Source organism: Robertmurraya massiliosenegalensis JC6 (genome assembly GCF_000311725.1).
GTDB lineage: Bacteria > Bacillota > Bacilli > Bacillales > Cytobacillaceae > Robertmurraya > Robertmurraya massiliosenegalensis.
The window spans coordinates 1-26,899 of sequence record NZ_HE978523.1 but is presented as its reverse complement, the minus strand read 5'-3'; the positions used below and the strand labels follow the sequence as shown (position 1 = coordinate 26,899).

At 37.5% G+C, this 26,899-nt stretch carries 26 protein-coding genes and 1 pseudogene; 24 read left to right on the top strand and 3 right to left on the bottom strand.

All coding sequences use genetic code 11. From position 1 onward, the window contains the following. Nucleotides 1-416 (top strand): DUF554 domain-containing protein (locus BMSHG_RS26950; RefSeq protein ID WP_034659422.1); only part of this gene is annotated, 416 nt, incomplete at its 5' end. Nucleotides 417-581: 165 nt separating this feature from the next. Here BMSHG_RS26950 and yyaC read toward each other — a convergent pair. Next, entirely contained in the window at nt 582-1,211 is a 630-nt protein-coding gene (yyaC, locus tag BMSHG_RS25060; RefSeq protein ID WP_019157216.1) for a spore protease YyaC, read from the bottom strand. A 251-nt stretch (nt 1,212-1,462) separates the two neighbouring features. Here yyaC and BMSHG_RS25055 point away from each other — a divergent pair, with 251 nt between their 5' ends. The 20 genes from BMSHG_RS25055 to rlmH all read left to right on the top strand — a co-directional run bounded on the left by BMSHG_RS25055 (nt 1,463) and on the right by rlmH (nt 22,995). Continuing rightward, nucleotides 1,463-1,660 carry a DUF951 domain-containing protein gene (locus BMSHG_RS25055; RefSeq protein ID WP_019157215.1) on the top strand — a complete coding sequence of 66 codons (198 nt, stop codon included), beginning with the start codon at nt 1,463-1,465 and terminating at the stop codon, nt 1,658-1,660. A gap of 83 nt (nt 1,661-1,743) precedes the next feature. Further along, the gene (locus BMSHG_RS25050; protein ID WP_034659421.1) at nt 1,744-3,783 is read left to right on the top strand and encodes a molybdopterin-dependent oxidoreductase; all 2,040 of its coding nucleotides are present in this window, start codon (nt 1,744-1,746) and stop codon (nt 3,781-3,783) included. 127 nt (nt 3,784-3,910) lie between these two features. Beyond that, entirely contained in the window at nt 3,911-5,011 is a 1,101-nt protein-coding gene (gene ychF / locus BMSHG_RS25045) for a redox-regulated ATPase YchF (RefSeq protein WP_019157213.1), read from the top strand. A 155-nt stretch (nt 5,012-5,166) separates the two neighbouring features. Then, nucleotides 5,167-5,454 carry a 30S ribosomal protein S6 gene (rpsF, locus tag BMSHG_RS25040; protein ID WP_019157212.1) on the top strand — a complete coding sequence of 96 codons (288 nt, stop codon included), beginning with the start codon at nt 5,167-5,169 and terminating at the stop codon, nt 5,452-5,454. Between the two features lie 120 nt (nt 5,455-5,574). Next, a complete protein-coding gene (ssb, locus tag BMSHG_RS25035) occupies nt 5,575-6,087 on the top strand; it encodes a single-stranded DNA-binding protein (RefSeq protein ID WP_019157211.1) in 513 nt (170 codons plus the stop codon). A gap of 43 nt (nt 6,088-6,130) precedes the next feature. Then, nucleotides 6,131-6,373, top strand: a complete 243-nt coding sequence (rpsR, locus tag BMSHG_RS25030) for a 30S ribosomal protein S18 (protein ID WP_019157210.1) — start codon at nt 6,131-6,133, stop codon at nt 6,371-6,373. A gap of 121 nt (nt 6,374-6,494) precedes the next feature. After that, nucleotides 6,495-7,436 carry a YybS family protein gene (locus BMSHG_RS25025; protein WP_019157209.1) on the top strand — a complete coding sequence of 314 codons (942 nt, stop codon included), beginning with the start codon at nt 6,495-6,497 and terminating at the stop codon, nt 7,434-7,436. Nucleotides 7,437-7,471: 35 nt separating this feature from the next. Continuing rightward, entirely contained in the window at nt 7,472-9,445 is a 1,974-nt protein-coding gene (locus BMSHG_RS25020) for a DHH family phosphoesterase (RefSeq protein ID WP_019157208.1), read from the top strand. After that, complete coding sequence (rplI, locus tag BMSHG_RS25015) at nt 9,442-9,891, top strand: 50S ribosomal protein L9 (RefSeq protein ID WP_019157207.1); 450 nt, start codon at nt 9,442-9,444, stop codon at nt 9,889-9,891. Before BMSHG_RS25020 ends, rplI begins: the two co-directional genes overlap by 4 nt. Before the next feature lie 214 nt (nt 9,892-10,105). Continuing rightward, a complete protein-coding gene (gene dnaB / locus BMSHG_RS25010) occupies nt 10,106-11,470 on the top strand; it encodes a replicative DNA helicase (RefSeq protein ID WP_019157206.1) in 1,365 nt (454 codons plus the stop codon). A gap of 225 nt (nt 11,471-11,695) precedes the next feature. After that, nucleotides 11,696-12,988, top strand: a complete 1,293-nt coding sequence (locus tag BMSHG_RS25005; protein ID WP_019157205.1) for an adenylosuccinate synthase — start codon at nt 11,696-11,698, stop codon at nt 12,986-12,988. 524 nt (nt 12,989-13,512) lie between these two features. Next, complete coding sequence (locus tag BMSHG_RS25000; RefSeq protein WP_019157204.1) at nt 13,513-14,976, top strand: M23 family metallopeptidase; 1,464 nt, start codon at nt 13,513-13,515, stop codon at nt 14,974-14,976. 194 nt (nt 14,977-15,170) lie between these two features. Continuing rightward, complete coding sequence (gene yycF, locus BMSHG_RS24995) at nt 15,171-15,878, top strand: response regulator YycF (RefSeq protein WP_019157203.1); 708 nt, start codon at nt 15,171-15,173, stop codon at nt 15,876-15,878. A 9-nt stretch (nt 15,879-15,887) separates the two neighbouring features. Continuing rightward, on the top strand, nt 15,888-17,729 hold the full coding sequence (gene walK / locus BMSHG_RS24990; protein WP_019157202.1) for a cell wall metabolism sensor histidine kinase WalK: 1,842 nt from the start codon (nt 15,888-15,890) through the stop codon (nt 17,727-17,729). Continuing rightward, nucleotides 17,726-19,045: a YycH family regulatory protein gene (locus tag BMSHG_RS24985; RefSeq protein ID WP_019157201.1), complete on the top strand. Its 1,320-nt coding sequence runs from the start codon at nt 17,726-17,728 to the stop codon at nt 19,043-19,045. The genes walK and BMSHG_RS24985 overlap by 4 nt, the downstream gene beginning before the upstream one ends. Then, the gene (locus BMSHG_RS24980; RefSeq protein WP_019157200.1) at nt 19,032-19,841 is read left to right on the top strand and encodes a two-component system regulatory protein YycI; all 810 of its coding nucleotides are present in this window, start codon (nt 19,032-19,034) and stop codon (nt 19,839-19,841) included. The genes BMSHG_RS24985 and BMSHG_RS24980 overlap by 14 nt, the downstream gene beginning before the upstream one ends. A 6-nt stretch (nt 19,842-19,847) precedes the next feature. Further along, a complete protein-coding gene (locus BMSHG_RS24975) occupies nt 19,848-20,642 on the top strand; it encodes an MBL fold metallo-hydrolase (protein WP_026073621.1) in 795 nt (264 codons plus the stop codon). Between the two features lie 180 nt (nt 20,643-20,822). Continuing rightward, a complete protein-coding gene (locus BMSHG_RS24970; protein ID WP_026073620.1) occupies nt 20,823-22,037 on the top strand; it encodes a S1C family serine protease in 1,215 nt (404 codons plus the stop codon). 239 nt (nt 22,038-22,276) lie between these two features. Then, nucleotides 22,277-22,435, top strand: a complete 159-nt coding sequence (locus BMSHG_RS27955) for a CxxH/CxxC protein (RefSeq protein ID WP_019157197.1) — start codon at nt 22,277-22,279, stop codon at nt 22,433-22,435. A gap of 80 nt (nt 22,436-22,515) precedes the next feature. Then, nucleotides 22,516-22,995: a 23S rRNA (pseudouridine(1915)-N(3))-methyltransferase RlmH gene (gene rlmH, locus BMSHG_RS24960; protein ID WP_019157196.1), complete on the top strand. Its 480-nt coding sequence runs from the start codon at nt 22,516-22,518 to the stop codon at nt 22,993-22,995. Here the strand turns inward: rlmH and BMSHG_RS26945 are convergent. Then, a complete protein-coding gene (locus BMSHG_RS26945) occupies nt 22,930-24,627 on the bottom strand; it encodes a recombinase family protein (protein WP_087946653.1) in 1,698 nt (565 codons plus the stop codon). The two genes, rlmH and BMSHG_RS26945, sit on opposite strands and share 66 nt — an antisense overlap. A gap of 296 nt (nt 24,628-24,923) precedes the next feature. Between BMSHG_RS26945 and BMSHG_RS24950 the strand changes: the two genes are divergently transcribed. From BMSHG_RS24950 to BMSHG_RS27950, 3 genes are all read left to right on the top strand, one after another. Then, nucleotides 24,924-25,163 (top strand): DUF1883 domain-containing protein, encoded by a 240-nt coding sequence (locus BMSHG_RS24950; RefSeq protein WP_019157194.1) that lies wholly within the window; start codon nt 24,924-24,926, stop codon nt 25,161-25,163. A gap of 144 nt (nt 25,164-25,307) precedes the next feature. After that, nucleotides 25,308-25,490, top strand: a complete 183-nt coding sequence (locus BMSHG_RS24945; RefSeq protein WP_019157193.1) for a hypothetical protein — start codon at nt 25,308-25,310, stop codon at nt 25,488-25,490. Between the two features lie 50 nt (nt 25,491-25,540). Then, nucleotides 25,541-26,302 (top strand): CHAT domain-containing protein, encoded by a 762-nt coding sequence (locus BMSHG_RS27950; RefSeq protein WP_019157192.1) that lies wholly within the window; start codon nt 25,541-25,543, stop codon nt 26,300-26,302. A gap of 115 nt (nt 26,303-26,417) precedes the next feature. On the opposite strand, the pseudogene BMSHG_RS28570 reads toward BMSHG_RS27950, so the two are convergent. Continuing rightward, a pseudogene (locus tag BMSHG_RS28570) lies at nt 26,418-26,899 on the bottom strand (hypothetical protein); the annotation flags it as partial.

Genomic DNA, 26,899 nt, shown 5'->3' with positions numbered 1-26,899 from the left:
GCATATCTCAAGGCTTTGTTACTGCTACATTAATTTTTGTCATTGGTGCGATGGCGATTATCGGTGCTCTTGATAGTGGCATCAGAGGGGATCATGATGTGCTTTATACGAAGTCAATAATTGATGGGTTTACAGCCCTAATTTTAACGACTACTTTAGGAATTGGAGTTGTTTTCTCAGCCATTCCTGTAATGTTATATGAGGGCTCAATCGCTCTTTTTGCTACGCAAATTGATCGGTTAATTCCGCAGGCTTTAATGGATAGCTTTATTGTAGAGATGACAGCCACAGGAGGCGTCATGATTTTTGCGATTGGTTTGAACCTTTTGGGAATCATGAAAATTCGTGTGGCCAATCTACTCCCTGGAATTTTGGTTTGTGCAATCATTGTGACGATCATGCATTATTTTGTATAAGTCATAATGCTTCTCAAGTTAAAAATCGAACGAATGTAACTCTAAATATGTAAATATTAGAATTTCAGAGTGCATGCTAGAAATGTTCGTTTTTTAATGTACCTTCGTACATTGTGAATTCGACTAAAGTTGAAAAGGGCTGATATGTTTCAGCCCTTTCCTACTTTATGGTGTTTGCTCTTGATCCCATTCCATTTTGAGGTTTGACCATGAGTTGCGTGGATGATAAGTCATGCTTGCTTCATATATCCCATTCGCTACAACTTTAGCCATCTTTAAGACAAGATTTAATCGCGTGTTTTGGAGAACAAAGAATTCCATGAATCCACTGACATTTACAATACCGGTTATATGGTAATCACCGACTTCAGGTAATTCCTTTTTGACACCAGCTCCGGGCTTCACTGGACCTTCGCCAATTTGAATCACTCCTACACTTTTCAATCTTCCTAAACATGCATCAATACCAATCATGATCGGGTTTAAATGTTTTGCTTTGATTTCGCTTATTTTCTCCTCTAAATTAACTGCGTGTATGGGGTCTTCCAGTGTTCCGTACACATGAAATGGGGAAATTTCCTTTTCATCTAATAAAGTTCCGATAAGTGGACCTAACGAATCTCCAGTGGAACGATCGGTACCAATACAAACGAAGACAACTGGACGATTCACTACACGAACAGGCAATATTGAAACAAGTTCAATAGCAAGCTTCTGAGCAGCCTTTTGTTCATCATAAAATATTCTTGGCTCAGAGCTCCCGCTTTTATCAAACAAGCTAGATTTAAGATTCATTGGTTCCACTCCCGAGAAATTAGTAGTATCAGTATACGGAAGATTCAGGCAATCTATACGTACTAGTTTAGAGACAAGCTAGAAATAGGATATTTATACTATAAAAATTAGAAATCATGGGTTCATTTTTTCTATTGATTATATGAACAACTACTACAAACCTACGTGAAAAATTGCTACAATGGTTATACTGTATACAAGTTTGTCGGGCATCTGAATAGGGTTATGAAGTTTTAAAGGAGTGATTCACGTTGGAACAAAAGGAATTCGGCTTAAATGATATTGTTGAAATGAAAAAGCAACATCCTTGCGGAACGAATCGCTGGAGGATCATCCGTGTAGGAATGGATATACGTATTAAGTGTGAAGGTTGTTCCCACAGTGTATTAATTCCTCGAAAAGAATTTTCGCGAAAACTGAAAAAAATCTTAGTAAAGCATGAAGAATAGTCTTTATGCTTTTTTTCTTAGGTGAAATTCCTTGCACAACGTTTAGCTGTTTTGTATGATTCTTAAAAAAACGTTTGGAATGGATGGAGGCGAGACGATTGTCAACAGTGTATACATCTGCATGTCCATTGAATTGCTGGGATAGCTGTGGATTTAAAGTAACTGTGGAAGACGGCAAAGTACTAAAAGTAGATGGAGACGAGTCCCATCCAATTACGAAAGGAAAAATATGTGGTCGTGGACGCATGCTTGAGAAACGGACAAATTCAGGTGAGAGATTACATTATCCTTTGAAAAAAATAGATGGACAGTTTACTAGAATTACTTGGGAACAAGCGTTAATGGAAATCGCCGAGAAAATGCAAGAGACTAAAGAAAAGCATGGGTCAACTGCTGTTCTCCATAGTCATGATTATGCAAATGGTGGTTTATTAAAAAATCTCGATCAACGTTTTTTTAATTGTTTCGGTGGTGTAACAGAGCTGACGGGCTCAATTTGTTGGGGTTCAGGAATTGAAGCACAAACATGGGATTTTGGTGATGCTTATAGCCATGCTCCAGAAGATATTTTTCATAGTAAAAATATTGTGGTCTGGGGGAGAAATGTAGCAAGGACGAATATGCATCTTTTTCAAGCTTTACAAGAAGCGAAGAAAAGAGGAGCAAAACTCATTGTGATTGATCCAATCTTTAATGCTACAGCCAAAATTGCACATACCCATATCACTGTTAAACCGGGGATGGACGGGATTTTAGCAGCTGGGATCATGAAGGAAATTTTAAGGTTACAGCTGGAGGACCAATCATTTATTGACCAACATTCTGTTGGGTTTGAGGATTTAAAGGAATTATTAGATGGAACGACTCTAGAAGAAATTTCACGTACGACTGAAGTACCTCTAGAGACAATGACAGAGCTTGCAAACATTTTTTGTGATCGCCCTACGGCTACTTTCCTTGGTTTAGGAATGCAACGCTATGAGAATGGGGGAAATACGATTAGACTGCTTGATGCTCTTGTGGCTATTAGCGGCAATATTGGAATTGCCGGTGGAGGAGCGAATTACGCCCATAAACAAGTAGGACAAAGCTTTGATATTCCTTCCTTGGCTCTTCCTGAAAAAAAGAGGCAGCATCGTTATTTCACGATGATGGAACAGGCTGAGGAGATTCTTTCAGCAAAAAATCCTGAAATTAAAATGATTTTTGTTACATGTGGAAATCCACTAACACAAGTTCCTGATACAAATGTAGTGAAGAAGGCTTTTTCATCCGTTGAAACGGTTGTTGTAATTGACCAGTTTATGACCGATACAGCAGAATTGGCTGACTATGTATTGCCAACGACAACAGCATTTGAAGAAGAGGATATTTATTATTCTTCTATGTATCATGCTTATGTTAATTATGGTCCAAAACTAGTCAATGCTCCTGAAGAAGTACAATCTGACTTATGGATTTGGACTGAATTAGCGAAACGTCTCGGTTTTGGAGAGGAATTTGCCTATACAAGAGAACAATGGATTGAAATCGGTTTGGGAGTATTGCAGGAAAAAGGGATAACTCTGGAAAATCTAAGGGAAAATGGCCATTTAGAGTTACCAGTCGATTCGATTCCATGGCAAGATCGTCAATTCAAAACACCAAGTGGAAAATTTGAATTTACTTCACAAAGGGCGGAGCGAAAAGGGCTAGAAGGAAAGTTAACATTGGCGATGCCGAGAGAATCAACGTGGACTAATGCCTCACTTTCAGAAAAATATCCATATCAATTATTGACGATTCATCCATTACGCTCGAATCATTCTCAACACTATCATGTGCTCACACCAGAGCCAAAGGTGAAGGTGGAAATCTCGAAAAATATTGCGGAAAATCTACAATTACGCAATGGTGATTATGTGCGCGTTTGGAATGAGCGTGGGGAAATAAAAGGGTATGTAAGCATTCTGGAACGGGGAGTTCATGCCAATATTATTAATATTGATGAGGGCATATGGTCGAAATATGGTGGCTCTGTTAACCAACTAACATCTAGTCGAGTATCGGATAATGGTTTAGGAAGTACATTATATGATTGTTTAGTTAATCTTGCACTTATCGAACGAGCAATCGTTAACTAGAACTTTCTTGTCTTTTATACGGTAACTCTCTATAATTGGTTAAGGTTAAGTTCTTTAATTTAGAAGTAATTTGTCGAGCAGACAAATATTGAAATAAGCAGTTTATTGTGATGAGGAGTGACTTTGGATGGCCTTAACGGCAGGAATAGTAGGGTTACCGAACGTAGGGAAATCTACTTTATTTAATGCGATTACACAAGCAGGAGCAGAATCGGCAAACTATCCATTCTGTACCATTGATCCGAACGTAGGGATTGTAGAAGTACCGGATCATCGTTTAACTAAATTAACAGAATTAGTTCAACCAAAAAAGACAGTTCCAACGACTTTTGAATTTACAGACATTGCCGGGATTGTAAAAGGGGCAAGTAAAGGAGAAGGGTTAGGAAATAAATTCTTGGCTAATATTCGTGAAGTAGATGCCATTTGTCAAGTTGTTCGTTGTTTCGAGGATGAGAATATAACCCATGTTTCAGGAAAAGTAGATCCATTGGATGATATTGAAGTTATTAATTTAGAGCTTATTTTAGCTGACCTTGAATCCGTAGAGAAGCGAATTGGTCGTGTTGCTAAACTAGCAAAGCAAAAAGATAAGGAAGCTGCGGCTGAGCTTGAAGTTTTAGAAATGCTAAAAAATGCATTTGAAGCAGAAAAGTCTGCTAGAACGGTTGATTTTACAGAAGAACAACTAAAGATTGCGAAAGGCCTACATTTATTAACGATTAAACCCGTTTTATATGTGGCGAATGTGGGAGAAGACGATGTAGCAGATCCGTCTTCAAACGAGTATGTTCAAAAGGTGAAAGAATTTGCTGCTAAAGATAAGGCAGAGGTAATTGTAATCTGTGCGAAAATTGAATCTGAAATTGCAGAGCTAGATGGGGAAGAGAAGGCTATGTTCCTTGAAGAGCTAGGGATTGAAGAATCTGGGCTTGATCAATTAATTCGCGCTGCTTATCATTTACTTGGACTAGCTACTTACTTTACTGCTGGTGTACAAGAGGTTCGTGCTTGGACATTCCGTAAAGGCATGAAGGCACCACAATGTGCAGGAATTATTCACTCCGATTTTGAAAGAGGATTTATTCGTGCTGAAACGGTTTCTTACGATGATTTACTTGCTGCTGGCAATATGGTTGCAGCTAAAGAAGCAGGTAAAGTGCGTCTTGAAGGAAAAGAATATGTTGTAAAAGATGGAGACATTATTCATTTCCGCTTTAACGTATAAATTGTTAAAACTCTGCCTATGCAGAGTTTTTTCTTATTCCTTCTCAACGTGTTGTCTTTATCATACATATATGATATAATTTCATCTTGTGAGTAATGAATATTGCTCCTTGCCCTTTATTTAAAGGGCCGTTAGTCCAAAAGGAGGTGAATGTGATGAGAGCGTACGAAATTATGTACATCATCCGCCCAAATATTGAAGATGAAGCTAAAAAGGCACTTGTTGAGCGCTTTGACGGCATCCTTACTGATAATGGAGCGGAAGTAGTTGAATCTAAAGAGTGGGGTAAGCGTCGTCTTGCATACGAAATCAATGATTTCCGTGATGGTTATTACCATCTTGTTAAGGTTAATGCTGAGGCAGCTGCTGTGGAAGAATTCTCTCGTTTATCTAAGATCAACGAAGATATCATCCGCCACATCGTAATTAAAGACGAAAAGTAATTTGATATATAATGTTTCTATTTCATAATGGCGCCCTTTAAGTTATCTTGGTACATTGTGAAAACGAATCAAATGTTTCACGTGAAACATTCTAGTGGTATTAGAAAGGGGTTGATTCTGATGATGAACCGTGTAGTTCTCGTTGGACGATTAACGAAAGATCCTGAATTGCGATACACACCAAATGGTGTTCCTGTTGCTACTTTCACCCTTGCTGTGAACAGAAGTTTTTCTAATCAACAGGGAGAAAGAGAAGCAGATTTCATTAACTGTGTCGTGTGGCGTCGTCCTGCAGAAAACGTAGCGAACTTTTTGAAAAAAGGAAGTCTCGCTGGTGTTGATGGTCGTATTCAAACACGTAATTATGAAGGACAAGACGGCAAGCGTGTCTATGTTACGGAAATTGTAGCTGAAAGCGTACAGTTCCTAGAGCCAAAGAATGCTTCTGGAGGTAATCCAGGAGGATACGGTGGTCAAAGGGAACAAGGGAACCCATACGGCGGTAATAGCAACCAGAATCAACCATATCGTGAAAACAATAATAACAATAACCAAGGCTATACCAAAATTGACGAAGATCCATTTTCTGGTGGAGGTCAAATCGACATTTCAGATGATGATCTACCGTTCTAAGGTAAGGCGTTGAACGATTTTAAATAAAGAGGAGGGAAATATAATGGCTGGTGGAGGACGTAGAGGCGGTCGCGCTAAGCGCCGTAAAGTTTGCTATTTTACAGCAAACGGAATCACTCACATCGATTATAAAGATGTAGATTTATTGAAGAAATTCATCTCTGAACGTGGAAAAATCTTACCAAGACGTGTGACTGGAACTAACGCTAAATATCAACGTAAATTAACTGTTGCTATCAAGCGTGCACGTACTATGGCATTACTTCCATACGTAACAGGTGAATAATAAAGAATAAAAGACAGTTTGGTTCCGTTAACCAGCTGTCTTTTTTTTATAGGCCCCATTGGTTGAAGAACGACGGATTGGTCGATACAATTAGGGGTAGGACTTATCAGGAGGTTAGAATGTGAAAAATGCACATAAGCTAACGGAAGGGGCCTTATATCTGGCCATATTTGCCGTTTTGTTACTTATAACGATTTACATACCGGTGTTAGGTGTTGTGGTGAATTTATTTATCGCCCTTCCCTTCATTATGTTTTCTGCCAAACATGATCGCAAAAGTGCGTTTGTCGTCCTTATTGGTGCGATATTAATTTCTCTTATCGTTGGTACCGTAATGGCCATTCCACTAGCCCTTACCTATGGATTAACGGGTATTGTTATTGGGGATTTTATTAGGGAAAAGAAAAGTTGGATTGCAGGGTTTATTGCTGGGTCCATGGCATTTTTACTTACACTTGTGATTCAATACGTCATTTCAGTCGTATTTCTGGAAATGGATGTGATCCAAGAAACGATTCAACTCTTTGAAAGCTCGATTTCACAGGCATTTGATATGTTACAAGCGTTAGGCCAGACTCCTGATGCTCGATTGATCGAACAGTTTGAAACGAGTGTGGAAATGCTTAAGATCCTTGTTCCAAGTATTTTTGTGATGGTTTCTTTTATGATCGTTTTTATCACCGAGCTCATTTCTTTTCCGATTGCGAAGAGATTCGGGGTTGAAATTCCAAAGTGGATCACATTTCGTGATTTGAAATTACCAAAAAGCCTTCTTTGGTATTATTTAATTGTATTACTAGTCTCATTAATGCTAAATCCAGAGCAGGGTACTTTCCTGTATACAGCAAGTATGAATCTGTCATTTATTCTTCAGTTTTTTATGGTGATTCAAGGACTAGCGTTTATTTTTTATTTCTCACATGTGAAAGAAATGCCTAAATTTATTCCTATTCTCGTGGCAGTTTTCACATTCATTTTCCCGATACTCCTTTATATTGTAAGGATATTAGGTATAATTGATTTAGGATTTGATTTAAGGAAACGAGTAGCTGAGAAAAAATAAATGAAAAGATGTTTAGAATTTTGGGAGCTGAAAAAATGCCTTCTTATTTGGAAAAACGGTCTATTCGCTATCCTATATACGCATTAATGGCCATAACCTTGGTGTTTCTAGTGATCTTAGCATTTTATAATTGGATCATTAGCGTGATTGGTTTTGTACTCTCCGTCATTCCTTTTTACTACTTGTTTATCGTTGATTATCAACAACGAAAGGATACGGAAAAGTATATAGCTACTCTTTCTTACCGCTTGAAAAAAGTCGGGGAAGAGGCACTTATGGAGATGCCAATCGGTATTATGCTGTTTAATGACGATTTTTATATTGAATGGGCTAATCCATTTTTAGCGTCTTGTTTTGAAGAAGAGACATTAGTGGGGCGATCTCTATATGATGTGGGAGATTCATTAATTCCTCTTATCAAACAGGAAGTTGAAATGGAAGTTATTACGATTATGAATCGTAAATTTAGAGTCATTCATCGTTCAGAGGAACGATTGCTCTATTTCTTTGATATTACGGAACAAATAGAAGTAGAGAAGATGTATGAAGATGAAAGAACAGTAATCGCCATCATATTCTTAGATAATTATGATGATATTACGCAAGGGATGGATGATCAGACAAGAAGTAATCTCAATAGTCTTGTCACCTCGATTTTGAATAAATGGGCTCAAGAAAATGGAGTGTTCTTAAAAAGGGTTTCATCTGAACGGTTTATAGGAGTCTTTAATGAACAAATCCTCCACTCCTTAGAAAAAGGGAAGTTTTCCATCTTGGATGAAGTTCGTGAAATTACAACAAAGCAAAACATTCCCCTTACCTTAAGCATAGGAGTAGGTGCAGGTGTGCCGTCTTTACCAGAACTAGGAGAATTAGCCCAATCTAGTTTAGATTTAGCTCTTGGTCGAGGCGGTGACCAAGTAGCGATTAAGCAGACGAACGGAAAAGTGAAATTCTTCGGTGGAAAAACGAACCCTGTGGAAAAACGAACAAGGGTACGTGCTCGTGTTATTTCTCATGCTTTAAAGGACTTAATTATTGATAGTGATAAAGTTATTATCATGGGGCATAAAAATCCTGATATGGATGCGGTTGGTGCTGCAATAGGGATTCATAAAATTGCACAAATGAACCAATGTGAAGGCTATATTGTGATCAATACCAATGAAATTGATACAGGTGTACGCAGGTTAATGGAGGAAATTCATAAGCATGAGGGACTGTTTGACAGGTTTATAAGCCCTGAGCAAGCACTCGAGATGGCGACAGAGGATACGCTATTAGTCGTAGTAGATACACATAAACCAACTTTAGTTATTGAGGAAAGACTATTAAATAAAATCGAGCATGTGGTCGTGATTGATCATCATCGTCGCGGAGAAGAGTTTATCGAAAATCCACTCCTTGTCTATATGGAGCCATACGCTTCCTCTACAGCGGAATTAGTGACGGAACTATTACAGTACCAACCAAAGCGTGGAAAAATCGATATGCTCGAGGCTACAGCCCTTCTAGCAGGCATTATAGTGGATACAAAAAGCTTTACCTTAAGAACTGGAGCAAGAACGTTTGATGCTGCCTCCTATTTAAGAGGGCAAGGCGCTGACACGGTGCTTGTACAAAAATTCTTAAAAGAAGATGTCGATACGTTCTTAAAACGAGCAAAATTGATTGAAACAGTGTATTTTTATAAAGAAGGAATTGCTATCGCCAAGGCAGGGGCTGAGCAAATTCTCGATCAAGTATTAATTGCTCAAACTGCTGATACATTATTGACGATGGAAGGAGTTCTAGCTTCCTTTGTTATTTCGAAACGAACAGATGACATGGTGGGCATAAGTGCCCGTTCATTAGGCGATGTCAATGTCCAGGTGATCATGGAAAATTTAGGTGGTGGTGGTCATTTAACGAACGCAGCCACACAACTTCATGAAATGGACATAGAAGAAGCAGAGCAAGAATTACTAGAAGCCATAGATGAATATTTAGAAGGGAGAAAGAAAGAATGAAGGTCATTTTCTTAAAAGATGTTAAAGGAAAAGGAAAAAAAGGTGAAGTGAAAAACGTAGCTGATGGTTACGCACATAATTTCTTAATTAAGCAAGGCTTAGCAATTGAGGCAAACCAAGCAAGTATTAGCTCTTTAAATGCTCAGAAGAAAAAAGAAGAGAAAGTAGCGGCAGAAGAACTTGCTGATGCGAAAAAACTAAAAGATGCGATCGAGAAATTAACAGTTGAATTAACGGCAAAAGCAGGAGAAGGTGGACGCCTATTTGGTTCCATTACAAGTAAACAAATTGCAGAAAGCTTACAAAAAGCACATGGAATTAAAGTAGATAAGCGAAAAATTGAGCTAGATGATGCGATACGTGCTCTAGGTTACACAAAAGTTCCTGTGAAGCTTCATTCTGAAGTGACAGCAACTTTAAATGTGCATGTGAAGGAAATTAACTAACTTTTATAGCGTCTGTCGAAAGATAAACTAATATTGGAAGTACTTTTCACGAAAAAAACATGATAAAATGAATGATAGAAATGTGATCGGTGATGAAGCTGGTCACTTTTTTATGTAGTGTTTGACAAAAAGAACGTTAATGACATCAATGAATTTACCTATAAATGACGCAAAATATTTGATTTTGTCATCTGTAAAAGGAGGTTTTTCTAGAATGAGTGATTTATTTGCAGATCGACTACCCCCGCAAAATATAGAAGCTGAGCAGGCTGTGTTAGGGGCTATCTTTTTAGAACCTTCGTCTCTTACTCTAGCAACAGAGATATTAATTCCAGAAGATTTTTATCGCGCTGCACACCAAAAGATTTTTAACGTCATGCTGAACCTGAACGATGCGGGGAAAGCGGTCGATTTAGTTACGGTATCAGAAGAATTAGCAGCGGCAAAATTGCTTGAGGATGTTGGTGGAGTTGGCTATTTAAGTGAATTAGCTGGATCTGTACCAACAGCGGCTAATATCGAGTTTTATGCGAAAATAGTTGAGGAGAAATCTTTATTAAGAAGACTAATTCGTACAGCGACAGATATCGCAACAGATGGCTATCAACGGGAAGATGAGGTAGAGACACTCCTCGTTGAGGCTGAGAAGAAAATGATGGAAGTATCCGGACGTAAAAATGCTGGAGCTTTTCATAATATTAAAGATGTCCTTGTGCGTACCTATGATAATATCGAGTTAATGCATAATCGAGTCGGAGATATCACGGGAATCGCAACAGGGTTCGCTGAATTGGATCAAATGACTGCTGGTTTCCAGCGCAATGATTTAATCATTGTTGGAGCCCGTCCATCAGTAGGTAAAACGGCATTCGCCCTTAATATTGCCCAAAATGTTGCAACGAAAACAGGAGAAAATGTAGCTATTTTCAGTTTGGAGATGGGTGCAGAACAGCTGGTGATGCGTATGCTTTGTGCGGAAGGGAATATTGATGCCCAAAGGCTTAGAACAGGTTCGTTAACAGAAGAAGACTGGGGCAAGTTAACGATGGCGATGGGAAGCTTATCGAATGCGGGAATCTATATTGATGATACACCAGGTGTACGCGTGCAGGATATTCGTTCGAAATGCCGACGTTTAAAGCAAGAGCATGGAATAGGCATGATCTTAATCGATTATTTACAGCTTATTTTAGGAAGCGGTCGTTCTGGAGAAAACCGCCAACAGGAAGTATCCGAAATTTCGCGTTCTTTAAAGCAGCTTGCCCGTGAACTTCAAGTTCCAGTTATTGCCCTTTCACAGCTTTCTCGTGGAGTAGAGCAAAGACAAGATAAACGACCAATGATGTCTGACATTCGTGAATCAGGAAGTATTGAGCAGGATGCTGATATTGTGGCTTTCTTATACCGTGATGATTACTACGATAAAGAATCTGAGAATAAGAATATCATTGAAATTATTATTGCCAAGCAGCGTAATGGTCCAACAGGGACTGTGTCCCTTGCTTTTGTAAAAGAATATAATAAGTTCGTCAATTTAGAACGGCGATTTGATGATTCAGCAGTTCCTTCAGGGGCATAAAAAAGATTAGCGAAATGCTAATCTTTTTTTATTCTATAGGGCTCAAAGGTTTGGGGAATATTATCTAGGAAATAAATGAATTTAAGGATATTTTACGAACAAATTAGTAAATATGAATTAAAATTGTTCGTGTTTTATTGACTTTTATAGGAGAAAATTGGTACACTAGGTGTGTTTGAAAAGGAAACTAAAAATGTGTGTTTACCTTATGGAGGTGCTCTTTTAATGTCATCAGTAGTAGTTGTTGGAACACAATGGGGAGACGAAGGGAAAGGGAAAATAACCGATTTCCTCTCAGAAAATGCGGAAGTAATCGCTCGTTATCAGGGTGGAAATAACGCGGGTCATACCATTAAATTTGACGGAGAAACTTACAAATTACACTTAATTCCTTCAGGGATTTTTTATAAAGATAAGATCTGTGTTATCGGAAACGGTATGGTTGTCGATCCGAAGGCACTTGTAAAAGAATTAGCATACTTACATGAAAGAAACGTAACAACTGATAATTTACGTATTAGCAATCGTGCTCATGTTATTCTTCCTTATCACTTAAAATTGGATGAAGTCGAGGAAGAGAGCAAAGGGGATAACAAAATCGGTACGACGAAAAAAGGAATTGGACCTGCTTATATGGATAAAGCAGCTCGTATCGGAATTCGTATCGCCGATCTTTTAGACAGAGAAGTGTTTGAAGAAAAATTAGCACGCAATTTAAAAGAGAAAAACCGTTTACTTGAGCGCATCTATGAAACAGAAGGATTCAAAATCGAAGATATTTTAGACGAATACTATGAGTATGGACAGCAAATCAAGCAGTATGTAGTAGATACATCCGTTGTATTAAACGATGCTCTTGATCAAGGTCGCCGTGTACTATTTGAAGGTGCCCAAGGAGTTATGCTCGATATCGACCAAGGAACGTATCCGTTTGTTACTTCTTCAAACCCTGTAGCGGGTGGAGTAACGATTGGTTCAGGTGTCGGTCCAAGCAAAATCAAGCATGTGGTTGGGGTTTGTAAGGCTTATACTACGCGTGTAGGGGATGGCCCATTCCCTACCGAATTAGATAATGAAATTGGTCACCAAATTCGTGAGGTAGGTCGTGAGTACGGGACAACGACTGGTCGCCCGCGTCGTGTTGGTTGGTTTGATAGCGTGGTCGTTCGTCATGCACGTCGTGTTAGTGGAATCACAGACCTTTCTTTAAACTCGATTGATGTTTTAACAGGTATTGAAGCATTAAAAATCTGTGTGGCTTATCGTTACAAAGGAGAAGTTATTGAAGAGTTCCCAGCTAGCCTTAAGGTGTTAGCTGAATGTGAGCCTGTTTTTGAAGAGCTGCCAGGTTGGACAGAGGATATCACAAGCTGTAAATCATTAGATGAACTTCCTGCTAATGCACGTCATTATCTAGAAAGAGTGTCACAACTGACAGGAGTTCCATTATCGATTTTCTCTGTAGGTCCTGACCGTTCACAAACAAACGTAGTCATGAATCCTTGGCGTCAAAGCTAATAAATTTGAAAGCTGTTCTTCAGGCTCTAGTTAAAAGAGCTTGATTGAACAGCTTTTTTATATAGCAAGTCCATTTTCCTAGTTCGTTCATTTTTGTAAATATCGCTATTTGAAAACCTTTGTGACCAATTCCCTAGCATCATTTCCTCTAAAGACTACTTCAGATAGCTTGTATTGTAACAATTCTGAAATATTAAAGTAAAAAAACTAGAAAAATTTCTACTATTTATCCAAATCATCCCTTTTTACTATTCATTAAAAGAATTAGAGAATAAATCCCTAAATTTCGCTATTAAAAGGGTGAAATTTCGCTTAGTATTATCCCATTTAATTACAATATTTGTTGCAAATTGTCAGCAATTATACATTTCTGTTACATTCTCGAGACTAGCAAACTCTTAATATCGAATTATGGTAAAGTTAAGAAGGCAAAAAAGAGTGCTTGTAGATTTTTACATAACTCTTTATGCGAACGAAGAAAGCAATGAATACAAGGTTGTTTCGGTAGTCTAGGAGGATCAAAAATGAATGACCGTTTTAAACATCTGTCCAAACTAACGGGCAATACATCTAGAGGATTTAATAAAATAGCCATCTCGGCAGTTGCATTTACGACTTTAACATTTGGAATTGGCGTTCATACACTTGCTGATAAAGCCTTTAAAACCGTTTATTACGTATATGTAGACGACCAGTTTGTTGGTACAGTTTCAGATAAAAAAGTTGTTGAAAATGTAGTAAATTCGAAGGTTGAAAAGACCGAAAATAATTTGAATAGCCAATTGGATCTTGCAGTTGGACCAAATCTTACTTATATTCCTGAGCAAGTATTTGAAGTCACTTCCAATACAGATGATAGCAAGGTAGCGAAAAAGCTGGATGAACTTTTATCGATTGAAGCTGTTGCAATGGAGATTCTAATTGATAAAGTGCCTGTCTATGTGAAGGATGAAAAAGCTGCAAATGAAGTGATTGAAGCATTAAAGCTCAAATATGTGACGGAAGATGAATTAAAGCAAATAGAAGCGCAACAAGCTTTAGATAATAAAGAATCATTACCTCCGCTTAAGGAAGGAGAAACCCGGATTTTAGATGTCCGATTTTCAAAAGAGGTTTCTCTCTCTGAAGGTCAAACGACCCCTAAACAAATATTAACTATAGAAGATGCGGTTGATTATATAACAAAAGGGACACTTGAGGAGAAGAAATACAAGGTAAAAGAAGGCGACGTTCTTGGCCAAATTGCAAACGACCATGACATGACCCTTGAGCAACTGCTAACATTGAATCCGAGCTTGCAGGAAGATTCTTTGTTGAAAATTGGGCAAGAATTGAATGTGACGTTTTTGCAGCCATTGGTTGAAGTGGTTGTAGAAAAAGAAGTATTTCAAAAAGAAAGCATCCCTTATAAAAACGAAGTTGAAGAAGACTCATCGATGTATAAGGGAGATACGTTGGTGAAACAAGAGGGCGAAGAAGGCTCGAAAGAAGTAATCTATAAGGTTTCCGAACATAATGGAGTAGAAATTGAAAAAGAAATGTTAAAAGAAACCATTTTGCAAGAACCGACATCCCATATTGTTATGAAAGGAACAAAGGTAATTCCTTCAAGGGGCGATGGCTCATTTGCTTGGCCAGCCGTTGGAGGTTATATATCAAGTAAACAAGGACAAAGATGGGGAAAGCTTCATAAAGGAATTGACATTGCAAGACCGAGTGAACGGACGATAAAGGCATCTGATAATGGGATTGTGAAATCAGCTGGCTGGTCTGGGGGATATGGAAATAAGGTTGTTATTAACCATCAGAATGGTTTTGAAACGGTGTATGCCCATCTATCTTCCATTGACGTGAAGGTTGGTCAAACGGTAAGTAAAGGTATGAAAATAGGAGTTATGGGATCTACTGGAAATTCAACAGGAGTTCACTTGCATTTTGAAATTTACAAGAACGGAAACTTGGAAAACCCCCTAAATTACCTAAAATAACAGTTGTAAAACGAGTCTCTAGAATCACTAGGGACTCGTTCTTTTCATATAAAGGAATTCAACTATGTAAATAGGTGAATTCCCATTAATAAAATGATAAAGTAAAATGAAAGAACATATTTTGTCAAATTTGCAATGAAATACTTAGGTTAGAATAACATTAATTCGATCTGATTCTTAAAGGAGAAAAAGAGATGGATAAAAAAATATTAGTTGTCGATGATGAAAAGCCAATTGCTGATATTCTTCAATTTAATTTGAAGAAGGAAGGATACGATGTGTATTGTGCCTATGATGGCAATAAAGCATTAGAAATGGTGGAAGAAATTAAACCTGACCTTATCTTGTTGGACATCATGCTTCCCCAAAGAGATGGAATGGAAGTATGTCGCGAGGTTCGCAAAAAGTACGAAATGCCCATTATTATGTTAACCGCAAAGGATTCAGAAATAGATAAGGTGTTAGGCTTAGAGCTAGGCGCTGACGATTATGTGACGAAGCCATTTAGTTCGAGGGAGCTAATTGCACGGGTAAAAGCAAATCTAAGAAGACATCAGCATACAGCTGCTCAGGCAGAGGTAGATGAATCGAATGAAATATCGGTTGGTTCATTAATTATTCACCCAGATGCTTATATTGTTTCAAAACGTGGAGAGAAAATTGAATTAACGCATCGAGAATTTGAACTGCTGCACTATTTAGCAAAGCATATTGGACAAGTTATGACGAGGGAACACCTTCTTCAAACTGTATGGGGCTATGATTATTATGGAGATGTAAGAACGGTAGATGTAACGATTCGACGTCTTCGTGAAAAGATTGAAGATAATCCTAGTCATCCTACTTGGATTGTCACAAGAAGAGGGGTAGGGTACTACTTAAGAAATCCTGAACAGGAGTAACCGATAGTCATGAAAAAGGTTGGATTTTTCCGTTCAATTCATTTGAAGCTTGTGCTGATCTATGTTTTATTAATTTTAATTGCGATGCAAATTATCGGTGCCTATTTTGTTCGTCAATTAGAGGCAACATTGCTAAAAAACTTTGAAACCTCTATTCATGAACGAGTGGAACTGTTGTCTTATTATATGGGCGAGGAAATGTCGAAAGAAAGAAATCCTGATTCAGATGGTCCTACATTAGAAGAGGATGTACGCAATATTTTGCGAGATTTCAACAATACAGCTGATATTTCTGAGGTTCAGGTCATTGAGGGAACCTCTCTTAAAATCATTGGTACATCAGATCATTCTAATCAAGGGATTGTCGGGCAACGATCAACGGATCAGATGATTTGGCGAGTCATTGCCACATCTGATGATGATGGCGATCATCAAACGATGCTCGATCGGTCAACGAGTAATCGAATATGGAAATTAGTTGCCCCTATTAAAGTTGATGATGAAGTGATAGGGGCTATTCATCTCGTTGCCAACGTTGAAAATGTGTATTCACAAATGAATACAATAAATAGTATTTTCGCCTCTGGTACAGCGATATCACTGGCTATTACGGCAATCCTAGTCATTTTATTAGCACGTACGATTACGAGACCTATTACTGATATGAGAAAACAGGCGATTGCTATGTCGAAAGGGAACTTCTCGCGGAAGGTTAAAGTATATGGCTATGATGAAATTGGCGAGTTAGCGATGACTTTTAACAACCTCACGAAAAAGTTGCAAGAGGCCCAAGCGACAACTGAAGGAGAAAGAAGAAAACTTTCCTCAGTACTGTCATATATGACAGATGGAGTAATTGCAACCGATCGTAAGGGACGCGTCATTCTCATTAATGAGCCTGCAGCAAAAATGCTGAATGTTTCACGTGAAACAATTTTATCCACTTCGATTATTTCTCTTTTAGGAATTGAGGATGATTATACATTAGAGGATTTAATGATGGAGAGGGAATCGGTCATTTTGAACTATAGTACGGCGAAAAAAGCCTATATCCTCCGTGCCAATTTTAGCGTCATTCAAAAAGAGACGGGTTTTGTGAATGGTCTTATAGCTGTACTCCATGACATTACTGAGCAAGAGAAGATTGATATGGATAGACGGGAATTTGTGGCCAATGTTTCACATGAATTAAGAACACCATTAACAACGATGAGAAGCTATTTAGAAGCATTAGCGGAAGGTGCTTGGAAGGATGAGGATATTGCTCCTCAATTTTTAGAAGTTACCCAAAATGAAACAGAACGAATGATCCGCTTAGTCAATGCTCTTTTACAGTTATCAAAAATGGATAGTAAGGATTATGAATTAACAACAGAATGGGTCAATTTTGTCGACTTTTATAATCGAATTATTGATCGATTTGAGCTTACGAAAGAGCATAATGTTAGTTTTGAAAGAAAGTTGCTAAAGCAACCTACCTTTGTGGAAATTGATCCGGACAAACTGACTCAAGTGCTGGATAATATTATTTCAAATGCGATGAAGTATTCACCAGAGGGTGGAAAAATTACATTTAAAATGGAAGAAGAACATGAGCAAATTGTCATAAGTGTTACCGACCAAGGAGTTGGAATACCAAAGGATAATTTAGAAAAGATCTTTGAACGTTTTTATCGAGTCGATAAGGCAAGGACAAGAAAGCTCGGTGGAACAGGACTAGGACTTGCGATTGCAAAAGAGATGGTAGAGGCCCATGGTGGGAAGATTTGGGCGAAAAGTGTGGAAGGAAAAGGAACTACGGTTTCTTTCAGTCTGCCATATGTTCAAACGGAAGAGGATGATTGGGCATGACATATGAAAATATAAAATCGGTCATCTTAACCATTCTTGTGTTGCTAAGTGTATTTTTGACATGGAGTATTTGGACGTATCAACCTAACTATGAATCATTAGAAAATAAAATTACACCGGGTGTTCAAATTAGTGCACCAAAGGAAATTAGACAAATCATCAAGCCTGATCGCATACTTTATCATGTAAATGATGAACATTATGGGACGGTTTATCCTGGCGAAATTGATCGGATTTTAAAAGAAGTCAGCAGTTGGAACTACCGGCAATTCGAATTGGTATCAAGCCAAATCGGGGATTTGTCTGAATTTCTCAATGAAAATGGACATGCACAAATTTCATTTCCGAGTTCCGTACCAATGGAGATCTATAAGAATTTTGTAGGCTTGCAAGAAGAAGATATGACTGGAATTCATTTTGACCAGATCGTGATTGAATTGAAGAATGTGATGAAGGAAAGTGGGTATGTCTATTTTATCGACATGGAAGATGAGACAGTATACCGTTCTCGTGTAACAGCTTCATTTATAACGAATTTTGATGAAGATTTTCATCAGAAAGCGGACACGAATCGCTATTTTGTAAAATATTCTTTGGAGACGTTAGGAAATAATAAAAAGCTATTGGTTCCATCTGAGGGTATGACCATGTATGCTCATAATTACTTGATCGATTTTATTCAAGGAACTGAGTTTAGAGATGCCCTTTTCAGAAGTCCGAGCTTTGTTCAACGAAATGCAACAGGCTATGGTGAAGAGTATAAGGATTCAACAACCTTATTAAGCGTCAATTTTGAGACGAATACATTGTTATATGTAAATCCAACTCAAGAAAAAGATATAACAGTGGGGGCAGGAAATCTATTACAAAAGAGTATTGATTTCGTCAATGGCCATGGTGGCTGGACGGATAATTACTATTTTGTTGAAATTGATCGATTACAACAAACCGTTTTATTCCGTATGTATGATTCCTCTGGATATCCGATATTTAATAATAATGGCATGTCAGAAATTCTCCAAATATGGGGACAAACAGGAATTTATCAATATTCACGGAATAATTTTCTCCTTAGTAGACGAGCTGAATCAACAGAGGTCGAGCTTATGTCGGGTGTCGATACGCTGGAGCGACTTAAGGAAAGGGAAGAAATCGATCCAGAGTTTATTCAGGACTTAGTTCTGGGATATGAGATGACGAGGAGCCCAGGTGACCCGCTGATTCATTTAGAGCCCACTTGGTATTATAAATATCAGGATCAATGGTTGAATGTGAATGCCGGCAGTGAGGGAGGTCAAGAGTATGGATTGGAGTAAACTCAAAACCATCTTTATCGTAACCTTCCTTGTCCTTAATATTTATTTGCTAAGTGAATTTTATAAAAAGTATGAGTCTAGTCAATATCCCTATTTGTCTGAGACATCGTTTGAAAATAAGTTAAAAACAGAGGAAATTGAGTATAACGAGCTACCAAAAAACATCAAAAAAGATCGATATATTAGCGCAACACCGAAGAAGTTTTTAAAAGATGAATTAGTGGAATTAACGGAAACGATTTTACAAGGACAACAAATCACAATTAAAAATGAAACGACGATTGAATCTGAATTTGACGAACCGATTCAACTTAAAGAAGATTTTACTTCAGAGGATTTGGTTCCGATTCTAAAAAATCATGTCTTTCAGGGAGAACGCTATCGTTTTTGGAAATTGAACCCGCTTGAACAAACGATTACCTATTATCAGCAGCAACAAGAAAAGATGTTGTATCGCAATATTAATGGTGAATTGACGATTTTCTTTAATGATAATGATGAGATTATTGGATATAGACAAACCCTTCTTGAGAATTTCGAAGAATTTTCAGAAGATGAGAACATTCTACAGCCAATGAAGGCTATAGAGTTCTTATATGATAATGGAGAATTACCTTTTGGGAGCAAAATAACGAAAGTGGAGCTTGGGTATTATACTTTGGTGCATTTAACATCATCACAAGTATTAACTCCAGTCTGGCGATTTGTCATTAATGGTGAAGAGGATCTCTTTGTCAATGCCTTTGAAGGGCAAATTATACAGCTAAACAATGAAGACAAAAAGATAGTGGAGTGAGGAGAAATGGGGATGCGTTTTAGTGTACTCGCCAGTGGGAGTACAGGAAATGCGGTTTATGTAGAGACAGAGGAGCATTCCTTTTTAGTTGACGCAGGATTAAGCGGCAAGCAAATGGAAGCATTGTTCGATCAAATTGGCCGAGATGCGGACAAGCTTTCTGGCTTGCTCGTAACCCACGAACATAGTGATCATATTAAAGGAGTGGGGGTATTAGCGAGAAAGTATAAGCTTCCTATTTATGCAAATGAAAAAACATGGTCTGCGATGGATGGGTTAATTGGTGAGATTCCAACGGAGCAGAAGTTTACTTTTGACATGGAAACGGTAAAAAGCTTCGGCTCTTTAGACATTGAATCATTTGGTGTATCCCATGATGCGGCCGAGCCTATGTTTTATATTTTCCATCATGAAGGGAAAAAGCTTGTCCTTGTCACTGACACAGGTTATGTAAGCGACCGAATGAAGGGGATTATTTCAAATGCGGATATGTTTGTATTTGAGAGCAATCATGACGTGCAAATGCTACGAATGGGACGTTATCCGTGGAATATTAAACGCCGTATTTTAAGTGATGTTGGCCATGTATCCAATGAGGATGCAGCGATTGCGATGAGTGATGTCATTGGTGATCAAACGAAACGAATCTATTTAGCCCATTTAAGTTTGGATAACAACATGAAGGACTTAGCAAAAATGTCGGTTACACAGACGTTACAGAGTCAAGGAATTATCGTTGGAGAGCAAGTTGATCTCTTTGATACAGACCCGAAAGTACCAACTGCATTAACAGCCATTTAAAAAGTGTGGAGATGAATTCTCCACACTTTCGTTGATCACAAGGCAATATGTGAACAAACTCGTAAGAATGAGAAAATTGAACACTTATCATTAGTTTTTTTATCTTGTAAGATTATAATTAGGTATATATAGGAAGAATAACTTTTAGCGATCGTTCTTATGAAAGGAATGGTGAAGATTATGGGTTATTACGACCAGGATTATGAAAGTCGCTATAAAAGACAGAAAGGAAACAAAGGGGGATACTTTTTAGCAAGTCTATTGGGTGTTGTTCTTGGCGGGTTAATCGTCATTTTAGCCTTTCCCAAACTGGTAGATTATCATATTCTCCCTTATGATGTGTCACCGTCTGAGCAAGCTGGTGGTGATAACGAGAGTGCTGTTAAAACACAGAATGTTGCCGTGAACGTGGAAACCGATATTACAAAAGCGGTTGATAAGGCAGCAGATGCGGTAGTGGGAATATCAAACATTCAGCAAACAAACTTTTGGCAGGGGAATGCGTCAGGTCAAGAAGCAGGTACAGGCTCAGGAGTGATTTATAAAAAGGAAGATGGAAAGGCCTTTGTGGTGACAAATCATCATGTTATTGAAGGGGCCAATTCCTTGGAAATTTCCTTGAGTGATGGGACGAAAATACCTGCTACACTTCGTGGAAGCGACGTATGGACCGATTTAGCTGTGCTAGAGGTAGATGGAAGCGAAATAGAAACAATTGCTGAATTTGGCGATTCAGACGCTCTACGAACAGGGGAGCCAGTTATTGCGATTGGGAATCCGTTAGGTGCGATGTTCTCCGGATCTGTTACACAAGGGATTATATCAGGTTTAGAAAGGGCCATTCCCGTTGATATCAATCAAGATGGGGTTGTCGATTGGCAAGCGGAAGTATTACAAACCGATGCGGCCATTAATCCAGGAAATAGCGGTGGAGCCCTTATTAATATTGCGGGCCAAGTAATTGGCATCAATTCCATGAAAATTGCTGAAAGTGCGGTGGAAGGGATTGGGCTTGCAATTCCAATCAACTATGCGATTCCGATCATTGATGATTTAGAGAAGCATGGCCAGGTTAATCGACCATACATGGGAATTGAGCTCCAATCGGTGAATGAAATTCCGTCTTATTACCAAAGAGAGGCATTAAAGCTTCCAAGTGACGTTACGATGGGAGTAGCAGTCATGCGGGTTGAACCGAATTCTCCAGCTGCACAAGCCGGATTAGCCGAGCTTGATGTTATCGTGGAAATGGATGGAGAAAAAATTGAAGATACCATTGATTTAAGGAAGCATCTCTACACAAATAAGAATGTAGGCGACACTTTAGAAATTAAATTTTATCGCGAAGGCAAGCTCCAAGAAACGACTATGAAGCTTGCAGGGAACACATTATAATGATTTAATTTGGTTACGATAAAAGCAGGGATTCCTGCTTTTTTTCGTGGTTTAAAAAGGGGAAGTGTTGATGGAACGAGGGAGAATAGTAAATATCTGATTTAAGATAATTACAAAAAAAAATAAGAAGAAAAAACAGCGAGTGAAATAAATGTTAAAATAATTGTGGATAATTTAGATGGATAATAATTTATCCACAATTTAAAATATTATTTTTATTAGAATGGAGAATATAGAAGATGATATATTGCTGCGAAGAACACGTAGAAATCGCGATAGATACGATTGTAGACGACTTTGAGACGTTTCCATTATTAAATAAAATAGAGGATGAAAAGTTATCAACACCCTGTGAATATTGTCAAAAACGAGCTATATATATGGTGGCGAACGAGTGATCTCATACAAGATGTGGATAGAAAATGTGGATATGTGGATAAGTAATGTGGATATCTTGTTCGTAAAGTGAGGATTAGCTGTGAATATCTCAATTATTACTGTAGGAAAATTAAAAGAAAAATATTTAAAGCAAGGAATTGACGAATATTTAAAAAGATTGTCAAGTTATGCAAAAGTCGAAGTCATTGAAGTAGCAGATGAAAAAGCGCCAGAAGAATTAAGCACAACCGAGATGATACAAGTTAAGAACAAAGAAGGGGACAGAATTTTAGCAAAAATCCACCCTGATACATACGTTATCGCATTGGCGATAGAAGGAAAACAAAAATCCTCTGAAGAACTCGCTGACATGTTAGATAAACTAGCGACATACGGAAAAAGTAAAATCGCCTTTGTCATTGGCGGTTCACTCGGACTAAGCCAAGACATACTGCAGCGAGCAGACGAAAAACTATCATTCTCAAAAATGACCTTTCCCCACCAAATGATGCGACTAATTTTGGTCGAACAGATCTATCGAGCTTATCGGATTAATCGGGGGGAACCGTACCACAAATAGAGGCAAAAAAAGTTGAAGATAAGGTGGATATTTTCCATTTGATTCAGAAATAGAAGGTGTTGATAAGCCTTCTTTTTCTGTTTCTAAATATAGCATGTGGATAAGTGTAAACGTGTTTGAAAGGTTAACTTCCGTAAAATCAAATTCAAGCTCAACCTTATCAATTTGACGTAGCTGATCATTTGTTCGTCCAACAGTGATCTGTTTAACCAACAGCTGTAGCAATTGCTTTTGTTTATCTCTAGTAGAGGACTTATAGACTTCTACAAATTTTCCTAATAGAAGATGTACCAATTCTGGAGGAATAACTTTTGTATCAGATTTACTTATTTCCGTTATTAAGTTATTCCTCTTTTGTTCAATTTCACTCTTTTCAATAGCCACTTGCTGTAATCGTTCTTGCAAAACCGTAACAGGAAAAAGATTTTGTTCAAAAGCTTCTAAATATCTATTCTGAAGTGCTAGTGTTTCCTCTAACTTCGAATCAGTTTCTTCCAGTTCTTTTTTTAGTATTTTTATGGTATCAATTGAGGTTTTAGTTAGTGAGTTAATAGTTTCATCAAACCTTTGTTTATTGGATAAAAAGCTCTCTATACGTTGAAACAGAGCGTTTTCAGCATCATAAGCTTTAACTGAATTGGCTTTACATGCAGCTGATCCCTTGTTGTGAAAATCACTGCAAACATAATATCTGTGCTTTCTTTTGGTACCGTCACTTAAAGTGTAAGTAGTAATTGAAGGTACCATCCCTTGTCCACAATCAGGACAGCGTAAGATACTGCTCAATAGAAATGGTTCGTTGGATTGTCTTTGCTTGAACGATTTACTTTTCCTACGAGATTGAACAAGACTCCAAAGTTCATCATTGATAATCGCTTCATGCTGACCTTCTACTAAAATGGGATTATCATTTCTGCCTCTTCTTCTCTTCTTCTCCCAGTTTTCAACCTTTAACCAACTAATTTTTCCGTTATAGACTGGGTTGTCTAAAATGGTTGCTACTCCATTTATAGAAAAATGACGATCACGTTTGGTTCGATACCCATTTTTATTAAGCTGATTTGCAATGGCTTTTAAGCCCTTTCCTTGGGCATAAAGAGTGAATATCTGTTTAACTACTTCAGCTTCCTCTTTGTTTATTACGAGTTCCTTTTCAATAGAATCATAACCAAAAATAACACCGCCATTCCATGAACCTTCTAAGGCTCGTTGTTTCATACCAAGCTTAACGTTCTCAGACAATGTATTTCGTTCCATTTCGGCAATAGAAGCCATCAGCTGAACGACTAGACGGCCTATTGGACTACTGGTATCAAAGTTCTCGGAATAAGAGATAAACTCTACTCCGTAATCTTCAAATTTGTCTAACAAAGTAAGAGTATCTAACATATTCCGCGATAAACGTGAGATTTTCCATACAAGTACCGCCTGAAATTTTTCCTGTTCAACGTCTGCTACAAGTCTTTGCATAGCAGGGCGTCCGGTGATATTCTTTCCAGAAATCCCTTCATCCACATACTCGTCGACGATTTCCCAATTATACAGATTTGCGTATTGTCGAAGAGTTTGTAATTGAGCGCTAATGCTATAGCCTTCCGAGGCTTGTTCTTCAGTACTTACCCTTACATAAATAGCTACTTTTTTTTATATCCATCTCATTACCTCCTTCAAGTTGATTTTATAATGAAATATTAGAAAGGAGAAATGATGGTTCTGAAATAGGTTCATCATATTCTTTACGAATAGTCATAAGAATACTGCTTAATGTCAACGTGTTTACCATTAGAACGCCCATATTTTTAAGTGTAAAGTTTTTACTCCCTTCTCTTTAACAAAGAATTAGTCTTTAATTTAATTGAACGACATACTTCAAAATACCCCTTCAATTTCCAATTTATGATAAAATTTTCTTTAAGGAGGTGGTTATCTTGGCTCAAATTCCATTTGCTGACACTAACAATTCTTTGTCAGTTGAAGTCCAATTGAAACATGCTGCTGATGTGTTTCTGGTGGATAGTATCAACTTCCAACACTATAAAGCTGGACGGAAATTCAAGTATTATGGCGGCCACTACACTCGCACGCCTGTAAATATTTCTGTCGAAGGAGCTGGAAGGTGGTATCTTATTGTCCATGGTGGAGGACAGTACAAATACCGATTCTATTAATATTAATCTTTTTTGGTCTACCGATTTATTTCGGTAGTTTCTTTTATCATTTAAACTACGGTTCAAAAAAAGCGATTGCTTTAAATATATTCGTCCTAAAGATGGAAGACTTATATTCAAAATCAAGGTAAAGGGGTGGCTATTATGAGTGCTACAATGTATCGGAACAAAGTTCAGGGTTTAGAAAAGGAGATTGCTAATATTGAAAAGGATATAGGTAAAGAGCAAGAAAAGTTAGCAAAAGCATTAAAAACTATACAGAGTACAAAAAGTACCTCGACTATTAATTCTAAACAAAGAGAACTGATTAATACCCAAAAAAAATAGGTGACCTTAAAGGAAAAAAAGCAAATAAAATTAAATCTTTAAATCAAGCGTTGGATCAATTACGGCGCTCAGAAGATAGAGAATTAAAGAAGAATAAAACTGCTGAGTTAAGACATACAAAAGCTATTACAGATGAGTTAAAAAAACAACAAAGAATTAGCCAAGAAATATCAGCCAATCCCATTTCAATTAACTTCGAATCACTTCCAGAAAAAATAAACGTTCTATTCTTAGCATCCAATCCTATTGACCAAAGTTCATTAAGATTAGATCAAGAAATCCGTCTCATACACGAAAAGATTCGTGCTTCTGAATACCGGGATTCAATCAATTTACAATCTCGATGGGCAGTACGTTCCAATGATATTTTACAAGCTATAAACGAAGTAAAACCCCATATAATTCATTTTAGTGGTCACGGTTCTCCAGACCATGATATTGTACTAGAAACGACGGAAGGGTCTACAAGTCTTCTATCTAAAGAGGCGGTTACCCTATTGATGAAGACAATGTCTGATTCAATTAAACTCGTTATTTTTAATAACTGTTTTTCAAGTGGACAAGCAGAAGCTGTAACGGAACACATTGACTGTGCAATAGGTATGAATGAAGCCGTCTACGATGATGCTGCAAGAGAATTCGCTGCACAGTTTTATTCTGCTATTGCCTTTGGGAAATCTGTACAAAATGCCTTTGAACAAGGGAAACTTGCTTTAATTTTAGCGGGGCTAGAAGGAGAAAAAATACCTGAGTTATACACTCGGACGGGCCTTAAACCTAATGAAATAATATTAGTCAAACCTGAACTGTAAGTTATATTTGTTTTAGTAGTTATATAACAAAAACTCTAATTTTCTTAACTTATTTAAAAGCAATAGCAGTCTATTATAAAATAGACTGCTACCTTCACCTGCAATAGAAGGTGATTTAGCAACTAGCTTGCCTTAAAGATAGACCATACTCATTAAATTCATCTTCAGTAAAGTGAAAGATTACGTTTTTAATTAATCTATCCTTTGGTTTTGGTCCATTTGTAACATGCACCTCTTTAATAATACTGTGAAATAATAACTTCTTTTCTTCTTCGGATATAATATTTATAAAATCTTTTAAATGGTTAGCTACATATTCAATATTATTTTTGATATTTAAGTTGTTTTGCAGGTTAATCTCCTTTTTTAATTTATTCAATCGAGATAAAGTATCTGCCTCTTCCTTTTCATATTCATCAATGAGATAGAAAAACGTACTTTTATTATTTCTAGTAGAATCTTTGTCATTGTCCAAAAATAAATCTGCAGCCCTTTTTATTTTCTTGCGAATAGATTTTAATGATCTATTTAATTGATTGACTTCATCAGTAAGGGATTTAAGATTACTTACTAGATTAGATTTTATAATACTAAAGA